The organism is Micromonospora sp. BL1 (assembly GCF_003667485.1).
In the GTDB taxonomy this organism is placed as follows: Bacteria; Actinomycetota; Actinomycetes; order Mycobacteriales; family Micromonosporaceae; genus Micromonospora; species Micromonospora tulbaghiae.
Window position 1 is genome coordinate 1 of sequence record NZ_RCVK01000331.1, and the last position, 15,717, is coordinate 15,717.

Annotated in this window: 14 protein-coding genes; 9 read left to right on the plus strand and 5 right to left on the minus strand. The window is 73.0% G+C overall.

Translation table 11 applies throughout. From position 1 onward, the window contains the following. Positions 1-740: 740 nt before the first annotated feature. From EAD96_RS25060 to EAD96_RS25070, 3 genes are all read left to right on the plus strand, one after another. Positions 741-2,033, plus strand: a complete 1,293-nt coding sequence (locus tag EAD96_RS25060; protein WP_121685999.1) for a hypothetical protein — start codon at positions 741-743, stop codon at positions 2,031-2,033. Positions 2,034-2,158: 125 nt separating this feature from the next. Beyond that, a complete protein-coding gene (locus tag EAD96_RS25065) occupies positions 2,159-3,064 on the plus strand; it encodes a hypothetical protein (RefSeq protein WP_233586165.1) in 906 nt (301 codons plus the stop codon). An 87-nt stretch (positions 3,065-3,151) separates the two neighbouring features. Continuing rightward, on the plus strand, positions 3,152-3,463 hold the full coding sequence (locus EAD96_RS25070; RefSeq protein ID WP_013284338.1) for a hypothetical protein: 312 nt from the start codon (positions 3,152-3,154) through the stop codon (positions 3,461-3,463). 21 nt (positions 3,464-3,484) lie between these two features. On the opposite strand, the gene dacB is transcribed toward EAD96_RS25070, so the two are convergent. After that, on the minus strand, positions 3,485-5,068 hold the full coding sequence (dacB, locus tag EAD96_RS25075; RefSeq protein ID WP_121686000.1) for a D-alanyl-D-alanine carboxypeptidase/D-alanyl-D-alanine-endopeptidase: 1,584 nt from the start codon (positions 5,066-5,068) through the stop codon (positions 3,485-3,487). Positions 5,069-5,384: 316 nt separating this feature from the next. Here dacB and EAD96_RS25080 point away from each other — a divergent pair, with 316 nt between their 5' ends. Continuing rightward, a complete protein-coding gene (locus EAD96_RS25080) occupies positions 5,385-5,666 on the plus strand; it encodes an iron-sulfur cluster biosynthesis family protein (RefSeq protein WP_013284340.1) in 282 nt (93 codons plus the stop codon). Between the two features lie 2 nt (positions 5,667-5,668). Here EAD96_RS25080 and EAD96_RS25085 read toward each other — a convergent pair whose 3' ends face one another. Then, entirely contained in the window at positions 5,669-6,685 is a 1,017-nt protein-coding gene (locus EAD96_RS25085; protein ID WP_233586166.1) for a beta family protein, read from the minus strand. 268 nt (positions 6,686-6,953) lie between these two features. On the opposite strand from EAD96_RS25085, the gene EAD96_RS25090 reads away from it, so the two are divergent. Both EAD96_RS25090 and EAD96_RS25095 read left to right on the plus strand, forming a co-directional pair. Then, positions 6,954-7,358, plus strand: coding sequence for a hypothetical protein (locus EAD96_RS25090; RefSeq protein WP_121686001.1), 405 nt, complete (start codon positions 6,954-6,956; stop codon positions 7,356-7,358). Between the two features lie 250 nt (positions 7,359-7,608). After that, a complete protein-coding gene (locus EAD96_RS25095; protein WP_013284343.1) occupies positions 7,609-8,001 on the plus strand; it encodes a cupin domain-containing protein in 393 nt (130 codons plus the stop codon). A 34-nt stretch (positions 8,002-8,035) separates the two neighbouring features. Here EAD96_RS25095 and EAD96_RS25100 read toward each other — a convergent pair whose 3' ends face one another. After that, positions 8,036-9,217 (minus strand): threonine synthase, encoded by a 1,182-nt coding sequence (locus EAD96_RS25100; protein WP_121686002.1) that lies wholly within the window; start codon positions 9,215-9,217, stop codon positions 8,036-8,038. 8 nt (positions 9,218-9,225) lie between these two features. Further along, entirely contained in the window at positions 9,226-10,260 is a 1,035-nt protein-coding gene (locus EAD96_RS25105) for a DNA polymerase ligase N-terminal domain-containing protein (RefSeq protein ID WP_121686003.1), read from the minus strand. Positions 10,261-10,338: 78 nt separating this feature from the next. Between EAD96_RS25105 and EAD96_RS25110 the strand changes: the two genes are divergently transcribed. After that, entirely contained in the window at positions 10,339-11,121 is a 783-nt protein-coding gene (locus EAD96_RS25110; RefSeq protein WP_121686004.1) for an aldo/keto reductase, read from the plus strand. A 60-nt stretch (positions 11,122-11,181) separates the two neighbouring features. Here the strand turns inward: EAD96_RS25110 and EAD96_RS25115 are convergent, their stop codons facing one another. Then, positions 11,182-12,330: a cellulose binding domain-containing protein gene (locus EAD96_RS25115; RefSeq protein ID WP_120571417.1), complete on the minus strand. Its 1,149-nt coding sequence runs from the start codon at positions 12,328-12,330 to the stop codon at positions 11,182-11,184. A 330-nt stretch (positions 12,331-12,660) separates the two neighbouring features. Between EAD96_RS25115 and EAD96_RS25120 the strand changes: the two genes are divergently transcribed. Both EAD96_RS25120 and ctaD read left to right on the plus strand, forming a co-directional pair. Continuing rightward, positions 12,661-13,767, plus strand: a complete 1,107-nt coding sequence (locus tag EAD96_RS25120; RefSeq protein WP_120571416.1) for an FAD-dependent monooxygenase — start codon at positions 12,661-12,663, stop codon at positions 13,765-13,767. Between the two features lie 127 nt (positions 13,768-13,894). Beyond that, on the plus strand, positions 13,895-15,652 hold the full coding sequence (gene ctaD / locus EAD96_RS25125) for a cytochrome c oxidase subunit I (RefSeq protein ID WP_013284349.1): 1,758 nt from the start codon (positions 13,895-13,897) through the stop codon (positions 15,650-15,652). Positions 15,653-15,717: the final 65 nt, after the last annotated feature.

Below are 15,717 nucleotides of genomic sequence, written 5' to 3' on the forward strand. Positions count from 1 at the left end.
TCGACGAGGCTGGGCCGGGTGGGTGCGTCCGTCGCGCCGGGGCTGGGGAGATCTTGGTACGGGGTGGCCCCTATGGGGGCGTGATTCTTCCAAGATCTCTTCTGCGGGCGACTCGGAGCCGCTTGGGCGTGGGAATTGCGAGGGCTGATGCCTTCTGCAAGATCGCGGTCTGTGTCATTCTCCCTACGGCGAGCCACGGGGCGGGCCGCTCGCCGCCGGTGGCCGAGGGAGGGTCGGTGGCTGAGGACGACGTCGCACGGACCGGGATCCGAGTCGGGGGCTGGCTGCCCACGCCGGACGAACCGGCCGACGCCCCGGAGCGGTACGCAGGTCCACGTCGCCTGCCCGGTGACACCGATCCCACCGTGCCCCGGACGGTGACCCCCCGGGACTCGGACCGCCAACCGGCCGATCTGGACGATCCGGTGCCTGCGGGGAACCTGGAACCGCCCGGTACCGCTGTCTGGCCGCCTCCGCGCAATGCCGGCCCGGCGAACCACGATCTCCCCGCCGCAGGCGCACTCGCGGCTGGTCCCGTAGCGCACGACCCCCTGGGGGCGGCTACCGTCGCACCCGATCCCCTCAAACCCGGCGCATTCCCGGCTGATCCCGTCGCACCCGGCCCACTCGCGCCGGCGCCGCCCGCCCCGGGCTCGCTCGCGCCGGCGCCGCCCGCCCCGGGCCCGCTCGCGCTGGGGGCGCCCGACCCGGGCCCGCTCGCTTCAGGGACGTCCGCGCCGGTGCCCGAGCCGCGTCCGAGTCTGCCCGGCGGCCGGGTTCCGCTGGTCGGGCCGGCCCCGATCGGCCTGCACCTGTCCGGTCCGTCGCCCGCCCGGCCGGTCACCGCCCACAAGCCGGGCGATCCGGCCGACCTCGGGCCGCTGCAAGAGACGGGTGCGGAGGCGAGACCGGGCCGTCACTCCGCCCGGGAGAGTCTCCGGGCACGTCTGGCCGGCCTGACCGGCGGCCCGACCGGCCTGACCGGCGGCCTGACCGGCCTGACCGGCGGCCTGACCGGCCTGACCGGCGGTCTGACCGGCCTGACCGGCGGTCTGACCGGCCTGACCGGTGGGCTCGGCGTCCGGCTGTGCTCCGCAACCCGGGCGGCGAAGACCCGGCTGAGTCGGATCCTCGCCCCGATCGCCGGCCCGCTGCGACCCCCGCCCGACGCCCCGGCCACTCGGGTCGCCACCGCCCGGGCCCGCCGTCGGCGCCGGCGTGCCCTGCTGACGGCAATCACGGTGACCGGGCTGGTGGCGGCGCTGGCATACGCGGTCCGGTCACCCACGCAACCTCCGCTGACTCGGGGAACCGCGCCGGTGGCAGCACCAAGCGAACAGGCACCCGGCGGGCAAGCCCCGAACGAGCAATCGCCGAACAACCAAGCCCCGAACGAGCAAGCCCCGAACGAGCAAGCCTCGAGCGGGCAGCCATCGAGCGACCAGGCACCGCGCGATCAGACGCCGGCCACCGGCGACCCGGTCGCACCCGGCGTACCGCTGCTCGACGTGGACCTGGCACCGTTGCCGGGGGCGCTGTCGCTCACCGCGCTCGGTACGCGGGACTGGCGGCACTGGGGCGGCGCCGGCGCGGACAGCTTCCATCGCAAGGCGAGCGGTACCGGCGAGATCCAGGACCCGGGCGGCGAGCGGCTGGAGCACAACGCGGGCGCCTGTGATCTCCGGTGGACCGACGGCACACCGACGGCGCGTCAGGACGGCACCCGGGCGGGTGTCTTCCAGCGGGGCGCCGGGAAGAGCTTCACGCTCAGTGTGGCCGGGAGCGGGGATCTGCGGACGGTCCGGTTGTTCGTCGGCACGTTCTCGGCCGGTGCGCGGCTCGACCTGTCGCTGTCCAGCGGTGGCGATCCCGCCGTCCGCGAGGTCGCCCTCGCCGCGGGCGATCGCTTCTACCAGTACGTCATCCGCTTCCGGGCGGCCCCGGGGGAGCGGCTGCTGATCAGGTGGCATGCCCTGACGGTGACCGGCGGGCAGAACGACGGGGTGGCGTTGCAGGCGATCACGGTAAGCTGAGCGGCCGGTCCGGCGAGCGGTCGCCAGGTAACGAACTGGAAACGCCCGTCACTCGACATATGGCGCAAAGGGCCGTGCGGTGACACCGTGAAGCCCGTCGCACACCTGTCGTATCCGGCGGTGTCGTGACCGAAGTGGAGGGTGTGGTGGGCCAGGAGGACCGTCCGCGTACCGGCCCCGGCTCGCACCGGCACGGCCTTCCGCGTACCCGGTCCGCGTTGCGCCGACTGCGCCGCAGGCGGCGGCTGATGCTGGAAGGGCTGGCCGCGTTCCTCTGCCTGGCGATGCTGGCGGTCTACCTCGGCGTCGAACGGCACGACACGCCTGGCGAGGAGCACGCCGGAGTGCCGGTGGCGCCGCCCGGCCGGGTCGGGCTGCCGAACGAGGCCGACGACACAGTGGTCAACCCGGGGCTGCGTCCCCGGCAGCGGCCACCGTCGCCGAGTCCGACGCCGTCCACGCCGTCGCCGTCACCGACGCCCGCGCCGCCGCCGACCGTCGCCGTGACCCGCGCCGAGGTGCCCGCCACCGTGGACCTCACCGCCGCCGGCCCCACCGACTGGGTCCACTGGGGCCTGACCGGCGCGGACCGGACGGTCCGCAAGCGGGGCGGCTCCGGCGAGATCCGCGACGAGGGCGGCCGGGGGCGGCGGGAGAGCTTCGACAACAACCCCGAGGCGTACGCCTGGCGTGACGGCAACCCGGTCGCGTCGGCGAGCGGCACCATGACCGGCGTCTACACCTGTCACCGGGGCAGCGGGTTCAACCTGTCGGTGGCCGCCGACGGGCAGCAGCGCACGGTGCGTCTGTACGCCGGGCTCTGGATGGCCCGTGGCCGCCTCGACGTGCGCGTCTCCGGCGGCGGCCCGGTGACCACGCTCCGGATGGAGGATCCGCACACCGCGCTCACCACCGAGTTCACGGTCAGGTTCCGCGCCCCGCGCGGCGCGAAGCTGCTGCTGAACTGGACGGTGGAGGAGTCACTGGGCGACTGCGGCAACGTGAGCCTCCAGGCGGTGGCGTTGCGCTGAGCGGGGACAGTTTGTCCGTCGCGTGCCGGGCGGGGCGTCGTACGTTTCGGTTGTCCCGTCCGACCATCCTCTGTGGAGGCCCGACCGATGACCGGCCCTGCCCCCGTCGCCCCCGCCCGTCCGCGCACCGACTGTGACGTGCTGCGCGAGATCCCGATGCCGCCGTACGTCACGGTCGAGGACGTCCAGTTCGCGGTGCGGGCGGTGGTGGTGCACGCGCCGCGGGCCTGGTCGGGCGGGACGATCTGCCGCAACGACGCCAGCCCGCACCCGTGCCGGCTGCACGTGTGGGGCCGCCGGGTGCTCACGCTGCGCGGACTGCCGTCGGCCGAGATCGACGCGCTGGTCGAGCGCGGTGACCCCGCGGCCGACCCGCGTCCGTACCGCCCCGGCGCCTGAGCACCGGGGCGGCCGGGCCGGTCAGCAGAGCGCGGGCTTCACCCAGGAGCACTCCCGCCCCTCCGGTACGCGCGGCGACTCGGGCGCGGCGGGCACGGTCCGCCGGGCGGTTGCCGTCTCCTTCTCGGTGTACGAGGCGAGCGCGATCGCGATCTGGTCCTCCAGCCCTTTCACCGACGAGGTGAGGTAGTTGTTCAGCACGATCGAGAAGGCGAGCAGCCGCCCGTCGGCGTCGGTGACGTAGCCGGAGAGCGCCGACGCGCCGGTCAGGCTGCCGGTCTTGGCGTGCACGTTGTTCGCGGCGGCGGTGCCGCCCATCCGGCTGCGCAGCGTCCCGCCCACGAACCGGTCCGGGTTGCCGGCCACCGGCAGCGCGGCGTACCAGGTGTCGAACCACGGTTCGGCGCGGACCGCCGAGAGCAGCGTGACGAACTGGGCCGGCGGGACGAGGTTGCGCCGGGACAGCCCGGACCCGTCGCGCTGGCGCAGCGTGCCGGTGTCCACGCCGGCGTCGCCCACGTACCCGCTGATCGCGGACAGCCCGGCGGCCCAGGTGCCGGATCCGGAGAGTTGCCGGCCCAGTTCCTTGGTGAGCACCTCGGCGTGCCCGTTGTTGGAGAGCTTGAGGAACGGCACCATCAGGTCGGCCAGCGGCATCGAGTCGTGCCGGGCGAGCGGCTTGGCGGTATCAGGGGTGGCGGTGCCGAGCACGGTCCGGCCGAGCACCCGTACGCCGTGTCGCCGCAGCGCGGAGCGGAACACGTCGGCGGCGTACCCGGTCGGCTCCCACACGGTCACCCAGTCGCTCTCGGCGGCCTGGCCGACCGCGATCTGGCCGGTGACGACCACCGTGTTGCCGCCGTGCTCACGTTCGAAGGAGATGGTGGTCTCGCCGTCGGCGACCGTCTCGGCCCGGTTGTCGATCCGCAGCCAGCCGTTGTCCGGGGTCATGGTGATCTTCGGCCGGGCGCCGGCCCGGGTGCCCGGGGCGGCGTGCACGATCACGGTGCCGGCGTCGTAGTCGGTGTCCGGGGCGACCGTCAGCGCCGACACCTGGGCGGCGTAGTAGTAGGGCTCGTCGTCCCAGGTCCAGTCCGGACCGAGCCGGCCCTTGTCGTACCGGGTGTCGTCGGCGACCAGGTCGCCCGCGACCACGCGTACGCCCGCCGCGGCGACCTGCTCGGCGAGCCGGTCGTAGTCGGCGGCGAGGATGGTGGGGTCGCCGCCGCCGCGCAGGTAGAGGTCGCTGGAGAGTATCCCGGCGCGGCGCGGCCCGTCGGCGCTCACCTCGGTGGTGAAGCGGTGACCCGGTCCGAGCAGTTCCATCGCCGCCGCCGAGGTGAGCAGCTTGGTGTTGGAGGCGGGGATGAGCCGCCGGGTGCCGTTGCGGTCGTAGAGCGTGCGGCCGCTGGCGGTGTCGACGACGACCACGCCCGCCTGCGCCCCGTCGAGACGGCTGTCGGCGAGGACCGCGTCGATTGTGGCGTTCAGCCGGGTCTGCGCCGGGGTGGGCGCTTCGGCTGTGGCGGTGGTGGTGCCGGCAGCGGCCGCGGTGGCGACCAGCGCCAGCACCGCGAGTGCCCGGGGAAATAGGCGACGATGCATGGGAAGATGCTGCCACGGAGATTTCCTGCGGAAAAGACTCCGGAGTGAAAGGTTATTTGCGGCCACCGGCGGGGGCGCCGCAAACCCCCGGTGTTCCCGCTTCGGGCCGGGGAAAACTCCTGCTCACCGAGGAGTGGCCGATCATCGGGTTCCGTTTGACGGATGACCGGGCAGCGGGCACGGTGGGGGTGAGGGCCGTGCAACAGCCCTGCTTCCAGTGCGGCGAGATGGTGTCTCGCCCGCTTCCGGGTCGCGAGCCGACCGCGTGGGCCGTGTCGCCCGCGAAACCCGACACCCAGCCATGAGGAGTTCAGCCATGCTGACCATGACCGACAACGCCGTCCTGGTGATCCGTGACCTCGCCGCCCAGCAGGACGTGGCCGACGCGGGTGGGCTGCGCATCGCCGCCGACACCGACGCCGGTTCGCTCTCGATCGAGCTGGTCCCGCAGCCGGTGCAGGGCGACCAGGTGGTGGACACCGAGGGTGCGCGCATCTTCCTCGACTCGGACGCGGCCGAGCTGCTCAACGACACGTCGGTGGACGCGATGGTCGACGAGGAGGGCGTGGTCCAGTTCGGCTTCACCGAGAAGGAGTGAGTTCAGCCGGCGCGCTGGTCCGGTTCCGGCCGGACCAGCGCGGCCAGCACGTGCGCCAGGTGGTGCGACGTGCTCCACGCGATCCAGTTGGCCGGTGAGCCCGCGCCGGCGCCCCGCCGGGCCCGCCGGACGATCTCGTGGTCGCCCCAGGAGAAGCCGGCCCCGGCCGGCGACCAGTGCGGCGCGGCGGTGAGCGTGCGGCACAGGTCGGCGAACCGCTCGTCGCCCCGCCCGCCTCGCCGCGACCAGCGGTAGACCCACCACGCGTCGTCGGCGGCCCAGCGCAGCGTCGGTGTCCGGTCGCCGGGCTCGTCCGCGTCCCGCACCGCGCAGCCCACGCCGTAGTCGCCGTACCCGAGGCGCAGGTCGGCCAGACGCAGCCAGAGCGACCAGTCGTAGCGGTCCACGCGGACCGGTTCGTCCACCGGCAGCCGGGACAGGGCCGGCGGCATCCCACCGGCCGCCGTCGTCACCGAGCGCCAGGCGTGCCGCCGGGCCCACTGCGCCGCACGCCGGATCCGTGGCTCGGCCAGCCGGACGTCGGCCCGGCAGCACACGTCGCCGGCATCGAGCAGCAGGTCGCACTGCTCGGGCAGCAGACCCGTCACCCGCCACACCCGTTCCGCCGCCGCCGTGGCCGCGTCCGGCCCGGCCCGGTCCGGGCCGAGGCGCAGCCGGACGACCGCGTGGTGCGCCCAGGCCCGGGCCGCCGCGCCGTGCGCGGCCAGCCGCCGGTCGCTGTCCGCGAGACCGATCACCGGCACCAGCGGTACGCCCCAACGGACCGGGTCGTGTTCGGTGGCGTCCGGCAGGGCCGACACGTCGACTGCGGGCAGCAGCCCGGCCGGAAGGCGTCTCAGGGCGTCCACGATGGACGGTGTGTCGGCCGGGACGTCGAGGACCGGTGCGAGCAGCGCGGCCGAGGTGTCGTCGAGCCGGGTCAGCGCCTCCAGCTCTCCGCGCCGTGCGGCCAGCACCGGGCGGTAGACCGGCGGTCGACCTCGGAGCGGCTGCACCATACTTCAATGTAGCCAGATGATTGCGCAGCGTCATGGTTTCCGGGCGGCTCCGATGCGGCAGCCGGCCGTCCCAACCGGCGGCCAATGGATGATCAGGTAGACGTTTCCGCAGCTCAGAGCCGTCCAATGTCCTTGATCGGACAGTTCTCCGGGTGGTTGCCGGGCGGTGCGCCGACATAGCGTCGGAATCATCGAGGGTGATCGCCGACGATCGCCCGGAAGCGTACGAACGCCTCCGGCCGGCGTACCGGCGGGAGAGAGGATCACCATGCCCAGCCGTAGAGCAAGGAGGGAGACCACCGGCCAGCCGATCCCGAGCATGCGGGATGCCGCGCGCGCCGACACCGAGATCAACTCGTGTTCGCCGGTCGGGCTGCCGGCCACCGCGCGCATGCTGTTCGCCGTGGTCGACGCCAACGGAAGGCTCGTCCGCGGCCTGGGCGCCACCTCGGCCACCCGGCTCGCCCCCGGGATGTACCAGGTCGCGTTCGACCAGGACGTGGCCGGAGCGGCGTACGTCGGGACGGTCGGCCCCGCGACGGCGAACGGGCTGGTCCCGCAGGGTGTCATCACGGTGGCGCCGCGCTCGGGGATCGCCAACGCGGTGTTCGTCGAGACGCACGGCACGAGCGGGCACGCGGACCGCCCGTTCCACCTGGCCGTGCTGGCCTGACCGGACCCGCAGACGAGCGCACGGCGCCGCACGACCTCCGGTCGTAACGTCGCCGCGCTCCGGCCGTCTCCCACCACCGCAGCCGTACGGCGGTACGCCGGCGGGGACCTGGCTCGACCGGCCCAGCAGTGCGCCGGTCTTGTCGGCAGCACATGCCCCTTCCGAGGGCATCCAAACCGGATCGGCGTGGGGAATTCCACCATCTGCGACTCCCGGCGTGGCGGGCGCGTGATCGGGGTATGAGCGGGCCATGGAGCATTTCACTATCGCGACAGTCGCCGAGAAGAGTCCCGACTTCCGCCGCGTGCTCTGGACCGGGGAGCACACCCAGCTGGTCATCATGACCATTCCGCCGGGCGGCGAGATCGGCGAGGAGGTCCACGAGGGCATCGACCAGATCCTCACGTTCGTCAGCGGCACCGGCGAGGCGCGGGTGGCCGGGGAGAAGAAGGAGGTCGTCTCCGGCGACCTGGTGGTCGTGCCGGCCGGCACGAAGCACAACTTCGTCAACACCGGGCCGAACCCGCTGGTGCTCTACACGGTCTACGGCCCGCCCGAGCACGCCGACGGCGCGGTGCACAAGACGAAGGAGGAGGCGGACGCCGCCGAGGAGGCGGGCGAGGACGAGCCGCCCACCTCCTGACCTCCGGTCGAGCGGGGCGCCACGACCTCGCCTGTCACACGGGCGCCCCGCTGTGCACCAGGCCCGGATACTTGACCCCGGCGCCGGTGTTGAGCACCACCACGCGCTCACCCGGCCGGATCCACCCGCCCGCGCGCAGGTGCCGGGCGGCGGTCAGGCAGGCCGCCCCCTCCGGGCAGAGCAGCAGCCCCTCCCGGGCGGCGAAGTCGCGCAGGTCGGTGAGGATCTCCGCGTCGTCCACGGCGATCGCAGTGCCGGCGCTGTCCCGCAGCGCGGACAGGATCAGCTCGTCGCCGAGCGGGGCGGGCACCGTGATGCCGAACGCGACGGTGCGCGCGTCCTCCCACGGGGTGGCGCGGTCCTCGCCGGCCGCGAACGCCCGCACGATCGGCGCGCACCCGGTGGACTGCACCGCGACCAGCCGGGGCAGCCGGTCCTCCACCCAGCCCAGCTCGCGCAGCTCGTGCAGCGCCTTGTGGATGCCGATCAGCCCGACGCCCCCGCCGGTCGGGTAGACGATCACGTCGGGCACCTGCCAGCCGAGCTGCTCGACGATCTCGTACCCCATGGTCTTCTTGCCCTCCAGGCGGTACGGCTCGCGCAGCGTGCCGGCGTCGAAGATCCCGCCGTCCGACCCGGCGATCAGCTCGGCGATCTCCCGGCCCGCGTCGTTGATCAGGCCGTCGATCAGCCGCAGGTCGGCGCCGGCGGCCAGGCACTCCTCGCGGCAGATGGTCGGCGCGGCCAGCGGCATGGCGATGGTCGCGCCCATCCCGGCCCGCGCCGCGTACGTGGCCCAGGCCGCGCCGGCGTTGCCGTTCGTGGGCATGGCGATCCGCCGCACGCCCAGCTCCCGGGCCCGGCTCACGCCCACCGCCGCGCCGCGCGCCTTGAACGACCCGGTCGGGGTCAGCCCCTCGTCCTTGACGATCAGGTCCGCGATGCCGATCTCGTGCCCGTACGCGGGCGCGCGCCACATCGGCGTCCAGCCCTCGCCCAGCGTGGTGACGAACCGGGGATCGGCCACCGGCAGCAGCTCCCGGTAGCGCCACAGGTCGGCCGGGCGCAGCCCGAACTGCTCCGGGGCGACCGTGGCGGCCACCGCGGCGAGGTCGTAGCGGGCCAGCAGCGGCGAGCCGCAGCCGCACAGGTTCTGCAACACGTCGGCCGGGTGTTCACGACCGCAGCGCGGGCACTCCAGGTGCGTCAGGTGCACGGTGGTCCTCAGCTCGCGTCGATGCTCAGCCAGTGCCGGCTGCGCCGGCCCGGCTCGTACGGGGAGTCGAGGCGTTTCGCCACCACTCCCGGGAGCCCCTGCTCACGGGCGGCCCGCAGGGCGTCCGCACCGACTCCCGGGAACCACGGCGGAGTCTGCCAGTGCGGACCGGTGAGCGCCAGACCGTCGAGCAGGTCACGGCGTTGCGCGTACGGCACGTCGAGGCTGGACACGCCCTCCAGCCAGAGCAGGTCGACGGCGAGGAACTGCCCGTCGCGCCGGGTCGGCGGACGGACCCGCCCGGCCGGGTCGATCCGCACCAGCACGCCGTCGAGCACCGCCTCGGCCGGGGCCAGCGCCTCGGCCATCGCCCGCGCCCACGGGTACTCCCCGGTGATCTCCGTGTCGTCGCCGTCGAGCAGCCGCAGCCGGCCGCCCGAGACGTACGCCATCGCGCGCACGCCCGCCCAGCGCAGCTCGTACCCCCAGGCGGCGGCGTCGCGCGGCAGCCGCCCGCCGCTGGCGGGCCGCATCGGGCGGACCAGCTCGGGCATCGGCGTCCAGCCCTCCGGCGCCGGGTCGGTGCGCCTGATCATCCAGTCCCGCCCCCGGCCGCCGGTGGCGAACAGCACGTACCGGCCCTTCGTGCGCTCGCCGTCGAGCACCAGGATCACCTCGTCGTCGCGCCACTTCTCCGCGCGGTAGGTGCCGGTGTCGTGCACTGTCATCCGCCCGCCGCCGTACTCCCCGGCGGGGATCTCCCCGTGGAACGTCAGGTACTCCATCGGGTGGTCCTCGGTGTGCACGGCCAGGTGGTTGCGGCCCGGGTCGCGGGGCAGGCCGCGCGGCACCGCCCAGGAGGCCAGCACGCCGTCGTGCTCCAGCCGCAGGTCCCAGTGCAGGCTGCGGGCGTGGTGCTGCTGGATGACGAAGCGGGGCGCGCGCCGCGCGGACCGCTTCCGCCCGGCAGCCCGCTCGGGCACCGGTTCCGGGGTACGCGCGGCGTCCCGTTTCCGCCGGTACTCGTCCAGCCGGTCCGCCATCCCCGCATCCTCCCCCAGACCTGCCGTGCGCGCCGGGATGCCGGTGTGTGTGCGGCGAACCGGGGTAGAACGGGGGACATGGACAGCGACCAGCCCACCCTCCCGCTCACCGGCGACGTCCGGATCCCGCTGCTCGGCTTCGGCACGTGGCAGGCCACCGGCGAGGCCGGGTTCCAGGCGGTGCTCGCCGCGCTGGACGCCGGCTACCGGCACATCGACACGGCCACCATGTACGGCAACGAGAAGGAGGTCGGGCGGGCGGTCAGGGAGAGCGGGCTGCGCCGCGAGGACGTCTTCATCACCACCAAGCTGCCGCCGGACCGGGTGGGCCGGGAGCGGGAGACCATCGAGGCCAGCCTGGCCGCCCTGGACACCGACTACGTCGACCTGTGGCTGGTGCACTGGCCGCCGTCCGCGCCGGGCGACAGCATCCCGGTGTGGCGGGAGATGCTCGCCGCGCGGGACGAGAACATGACGCGCACGGTCGGCGTGAGCAACTACTCGATCGGGCAGATCGACGAGCTGATCCAGGCCACCGAGGAGACGCCGGCGGTCAACCAGATCCGGTGGAGCCCGTCGCTGTACGACAGGCAGACGTACGCCGCCCACCGGGACCGGGGCGTGGCGCTGGAGGGGTACAGCCCGTTCAAGACCAGCGACCTGTCCGACCCGGTGCTGGTCCGGATCGCCCAGGCGCACGACGTGTCACCGGCTCAGGTGGTGCTGCGCTGGCACATCGACCACGAGATCGTGGTGATCCCGAAGTCGGTCACGCCGGAGCGGATCCGGGCCAACGTTGACGTGTTCGGGTTCTCGCTCACCGCCGAGGAGATGCGCGACGTCGACGCCCTCGCCGGCTGAGGCGTACACGTGCAAGGGGCGCGGTCCGCAGCGGACCGCGCCCCTCGCCGTGCGCGGTGGTCAGCCCCGGGCGCAGGTGGAGCCGTTGAGCGTGAAGCTGCTCGGCGCGGAGTAGCTGCCGTTCAGCGTCGCCTGGTAGCCGAAGCTGGTCGACGCCCCGGGCGCCAGCGTGCCGTTGTAGCCGGCGTTGCGGGCGGTCACCGCCGAGCCGCTCTGGCTGACAGTGGCGTTCCACGCGTTGGTGACGGTCTGCCCTGAGGGCAGGTTGTAGTTCAGCGTCCAGCCGTTGATCGTGCCGGAGCCGGTGTTCTTGACCGTCACGTCGGCGGTGAAGCCGTTGTTCCACACGTTCGCCGCCTTGTAGGTGACGGTGCAGGACGCGCCACCCGACGGCGGGGGCGTGGTCGGGGCCGACGTGGTCGGCGGCGCCGACGTGGGCGGCGGGTTCGAGCCGGTGTTGACGCTCTGCGAGAACGAGTTCACCGCCAGCCCGACGCCGCCCTGCCACGGCTCGAAGCCGGCCTGGATGCTGGTCAGGTACCAGTCGTTGGTGATCGCACCCCGGTTACGGGTGTCGTTGATGAACGCCAGCGCGTCGAAGCTGAAGCTGGGGATGGCCGACGGCGACAGGTACGAGATGACGTTGTTGGAGCCGTTGCTGCCGCGCCAGACCTCCCAGGTGCGGCCCGCGATGCTGGCGGTGCCGACCGGCGAGCCGATGGGCTGGATCGAGCCCTGCCGGTTGAGCCAGATCATGATCTCCATCTGGTTCACGCCGTCGCGCTTGGGCGACGGGTCGAGCCAGATGTCGTACGACGCGTTGAAGATCGCGCCGCTGACGTAGTTGTAGCTGATGCTGGACGGCGCGCTGCTGATGTTCTTCACCTGCACCGGCAGGTTCGTGCCGGGTGAGCAGTTGGTGTAGTGGCAGCCCACGAAGATCGACGGGTACGCGACCGGCGCCCCGTTGGTCGGCGCGGAGCCGTCCGCCCGGGTGATGGAGAAGCCGGTCGAGGTGACGTTGATGCACTGCTGGGCGGTGGTGCCCCAGCGGTTGTTCTGCACCACGTACTTGCCGCCGATGGTGGTCGAGCCGTACTGCTCGCAGATCTGGGTGTCGGCGGAGGCGGTGCCGCCGAGCGCGACGGCGACGAGGGTGCCGGCGGCGAGCAGTCCGGCCGCCGCGAGGGCCCTGAGTGGACGCTTCATGATGCTCCTTGGCTCGGCGCGGGGACGGCGCCGGTTCGGTCGGTGGTACGGGCGGGAGCGCTCCCACGATGCAAGGAACACATTTACATGTCTCGAATCATTGCGCAAATGCACCGGGCTCGTTAACGCTCCGCGTCCGGCCGGTGGCGCCAGGGGTCGCCCCGAGTGTGCCCTTCCCCCAGATGGAGGCGGGATTCCTGCCGGTGGGACGGGGTGCGCCGCCGACCGGCGGCCAGCGCCGGGGCGCACGGGCACTTCCGCCGTCTGGTTGCGGCGAGTAATGTCTTGCCTCCAACGCGTTCCGATCCCCCTCCGGAGGCGTACCCCGTGATGGGTGGTTCCCCCCTGCGCATCCTCGTCGTCGGCGCGGGCATCGCCGGCCTCGCCGTGGCCCGGGCGCTGCGCCTGGCGGGGTTCCGGCCCGACGTCACCGAGCGGCTGCCACCCACCGAGTCGATCGACTCCGGCCTCTACCTGCCGGGCAACGCCGCCCGCGCGATGCGCCGGCTCGACCTGGACGGGCCGCTGCGCCCGCTCGGCCAGGTGATCCGCCGCCAGCGCTTCCTCGACGCCGCCGGAGCGCCGCTGTGCGAGGTCGACCTCGACGCGCTCTGGGCCGGTGTGGGGGAGTGCCGGGCGCTGCCCCGGGCCGAACTGCACCGGGTGCTGCTCACCGGCGCCGGCGGCGCGGTGCGCCACGGCGCCGAGGTGAGCACCGTCGACCCGCTGCCCGGCCGGGTCGCCGTCGGCTTCACCGACGGCACCAGCAGCGAGTACGACCTGGTCGTCGGCGCCGACGGGCCCCGCTCGGCGGTACGGACGCTCGCCGCGCTCGGCGGACCGCCACGCCCCGCCGGGCAGGTGGTCTACCGCGCCCTGGTGCGCGGCGGCCCCCGCATCGCGGACTGGACCGCCCTGCTCGGCCAGCGGGCCGGGTTCCTGGTGGTGCCGCTCGGCGCCGGGAGGCTCTACTGCTACGCCGACGAGGCCGGCACCGAGCTGCCCGCCGACCCGCTCGCCCGCCTGCACGAACTGTTCGGCTCCTACGGCGGGCCGGTGCCCGAGGTGCTGGCCGCGCTGGAGACCGTGTCCGTCGAGCGCACCGAGGAGGTCGAGCTGGGACGCTGGTTCCACGGCCGGGTGCTGCTCGTCGGTGATGCCGCTCACGCCACCGCGCCGACCCTGTCCCAGGGCGCGGCCATGGCGCTGGAGGACGCCGTCGTGCTCGCCGAGTCGCTGCGGGCCGCCGGCAGCGTCGACGCCGCGCTGATCGCGTACGAGAGCCGTCGCCGCCCGCGTACCCGCTGGGTGCGGGACCGGACCCGGGACCGCAACCGCACCCGCGACGTCCCGCCGGCGCTGCGCGACCCGTTGCTGCGCGGACGCGGCGGACGGATCTTCCGGGAGCACTACCGGCTCCTGACCGGCCCCCTCTAGAGGGCGGGAGATCGTAGCCGCCCACCCCACGCGGCGGGGCCACCTACCGGGGACTATCCTCCTTGCGGATGACGGCTGCGCCGATGACCAGCGCGCCGAGCGGGACAACCAGAACCGGAGGCCACTCGTGACCACCGTCGCACCCAAGCCGGTCGTGACCCGGCCCTGGCCGGTCCGCGAGCCGGTCAAGGGGTCGGCCATCGCGCGGCTGCTGCGCACCACGGACGCGAAGCAGATCGGGATCATGTACATGGTCACCGCGTTCGTGTTCTTCATGATCGGTGGCCTGATGGCCCTGATCATGCGCGCCGAACTCGCGCGACCGGGCCTGCAGTTCCTGTCGCCCGAGCAGTACAACCAGCTCTTCACGATGCACGGCACGATCATGCTGCTGTTCTTCGCGACGCCGATCGTGTTCGCCTTCGCGAACTACGTGGTGCCGCTGCAGATCGGCGCGCCGGACGTGTCGTTCCCCCGCCTCAACGCGTTCGCCTACTGGCTGTACCTGTTCGGCGGCACGCTCGCCACCGCGGGCTTCATCGCCCCGGGCGGCGCGGCCGACTTCGGCTGGACCGCGTACACGCCGCTGAGCACCGCCGACCACGCCCCGGGTGTGGGCGCCAACATGTGGGTCGTCGGCCTGGCCATCTCCGGTCTGGGCACGATCCTCGGCGCGGTCAACCTGATCACCACGATCCTGACCCTGCGCGCGCCCGGCATGACCATGTTCCGGATGCCGATCTTCACCTGGAACATGCTGGTCACCAGCCTGCTGGCGATCCTGGTCTTCCCGCTGCTGGCCGCCGCGCTGTTCGCGCTCGCCGCGGACCGCCTGATGGGCGCCCACGTGTACGACCCGGCGACCGGCGGGCCGATGCTGTGGCAGCACCTGTTCTGGTTCTTCGGCCACCCCGAGGTGTACATCATCGCGCTGCCGTTCTTCGGCATCATCAGCGAGATCATCCCGGTGTTCTCCCGGAAGCCGATCTTCGGCTACAAGGGCCTGGTGGCCGCCACCATCGCCATCGCCGCCCTGTCGATGAGCGTCTGGGCGCACCACATGTTCGCCACCGGCCAGGTGCTGCTGCCGTTCTTCAGCTTCCTGAGCTACCTGATCGCCGTGCCCACCGGTATGAAGTTCTTCAACTGGATCGGCACCATGTGGCGGGGCCAGATCACCTTCGAGACGCCGATGCTGTTCTCGATCGGCTTCCTGGTGACCTTCCTCTTCGGTGGTCTCACCGGTGTGCTGCTGGCCAGCCCGCCGCTCGACTTCCACCTGCACGACTCGTACTTCGTGGTGGCGCACTTCCACTACGTGCTCTTCGGCACGATCGTGTTCGCCGTGTTCGCCGGCATCTACTTCTGGTTCCCGAAGATGTTCGGCCGGATGCTCGACGAGCGGCTCGGCAAGATCCACTTCTGGCTGACCATGATCGGCTTCCACACCACGTTCCTGGTGCAGCACTGGCTGGGCAACGAGGGCATGCCGCGCCGGTACGCCGACTACCAGGCCGCCGACGGCTTCACCACGCTGAACACGATCTCCACGATCGGCGCGTTCATCACCGGTATCTCGACGCTGCCGTTCATCTGGAACTGCTGGAAGTCGTACAAGACCGGCCCGGTCGTCGAGGTCGACGACCCGTGGGGCCACGGCAACTCGCTCGAGTGGGCCACCAGCTCCCCGCCCCCGCTGCGCAACTTCGACCGCATGCCGCGCATCCGCTCCGAGCGGCCGGCGTTCGACGCGAAGTTCCCCGAGCTGGCCGCCGGGCAGAGCCTGGCCGGTCCGCCCGAGGGTGGTGCCAAGCCGCTGACCAGCGAGGTCAACGGTGGCGCCAGCTACCAGGAGGACACCGCAGGCAACCTCGACCAGCGCTGACGCACTAGTCCAAGGCCGGGCGCCGCACTCCCTGACGGGGGCGCGGCGCCCGCCCTTTTCCCCTC

What these genes read in the sequence shown, in the direction of transcription:
- EAD96_RS25090 (WP_121686001.1), top strand. Translation starts at nt 6,954, where the DNA reads ATGCCCAGCCGTAGAGCAAGGAGGGAGACCACCGGCCAGCCGATCCCG.
- EAD96_RS25085 (WP_233586166.1), bottom strand. Translation starts at nt 6,685, where the DNA reads ATGGTGCAGCCGCTCCGAGGTCGACCGCCGGTCTACCGCCCGGTGCTG.
- EAD96_RS25095 (WP_013284343.1), top strand. Translation starts at nt 7,609, where the DNA reads ATGGAGCATTTCACTATCGCGACAGTCGCCGAGAAGAGTCCCGACTTC.
- EAD96_RS25115 (WP_120571417.1), bottom strand. Translation starts at nt 12,330, where the DNA reads ATGAAGCGTCCACTCAGGGCCCTCGCGGCGGCCGGACTGCTCGCCGCC.
- EAD96_RS25105 (WP_121686003.1), bottom strand. Translation starts at nt 10,260, where the DNA reads ATGGCGGACCGGCTGGACGAGTACCGGCGGAAACGGGACGCCGCGCGT.
- EAD96_RS25110 (WP_121686004.1), top strand. Translation starts at nt 10,339, where the DNA reads ATGGACAGCGACCAGCCCACCCTCCCGCTCACCGGCGACGTCCGGATC.
- EAD96_RS25070 (WP_013284338.1), top strand. Translation starts at nt 3,152, where the DNA reads ATGACCGGCCCTGCCCCCGTCGCCCCCGCCCGTCCGCGCACCGACTGT.
- EAD96_RS25080 (WP_013284340.1), top strand. Translation starts at nt 5,385, where the DNA reads ATGCTGACCATGACCGACAACGCCGTCCTGGTGATCCGTGACCTCGCC.
- dacB (WP_121686000.1), bottom strand. Translation starts at nt 5,068, where the DNA reads ATGCATCGTCGCCTATTTCCCCGGGCACTCGCGGTGCTGGCGCTGGTC.
- EAD96_RS25120 (WP_120571416.1), top strand. Translation starts at nt 12,661, where the DNA reads ATGGGTGGTTCCCCCCTGCGCATCCTCGTCGTCGGCGCGGGCATCGCC.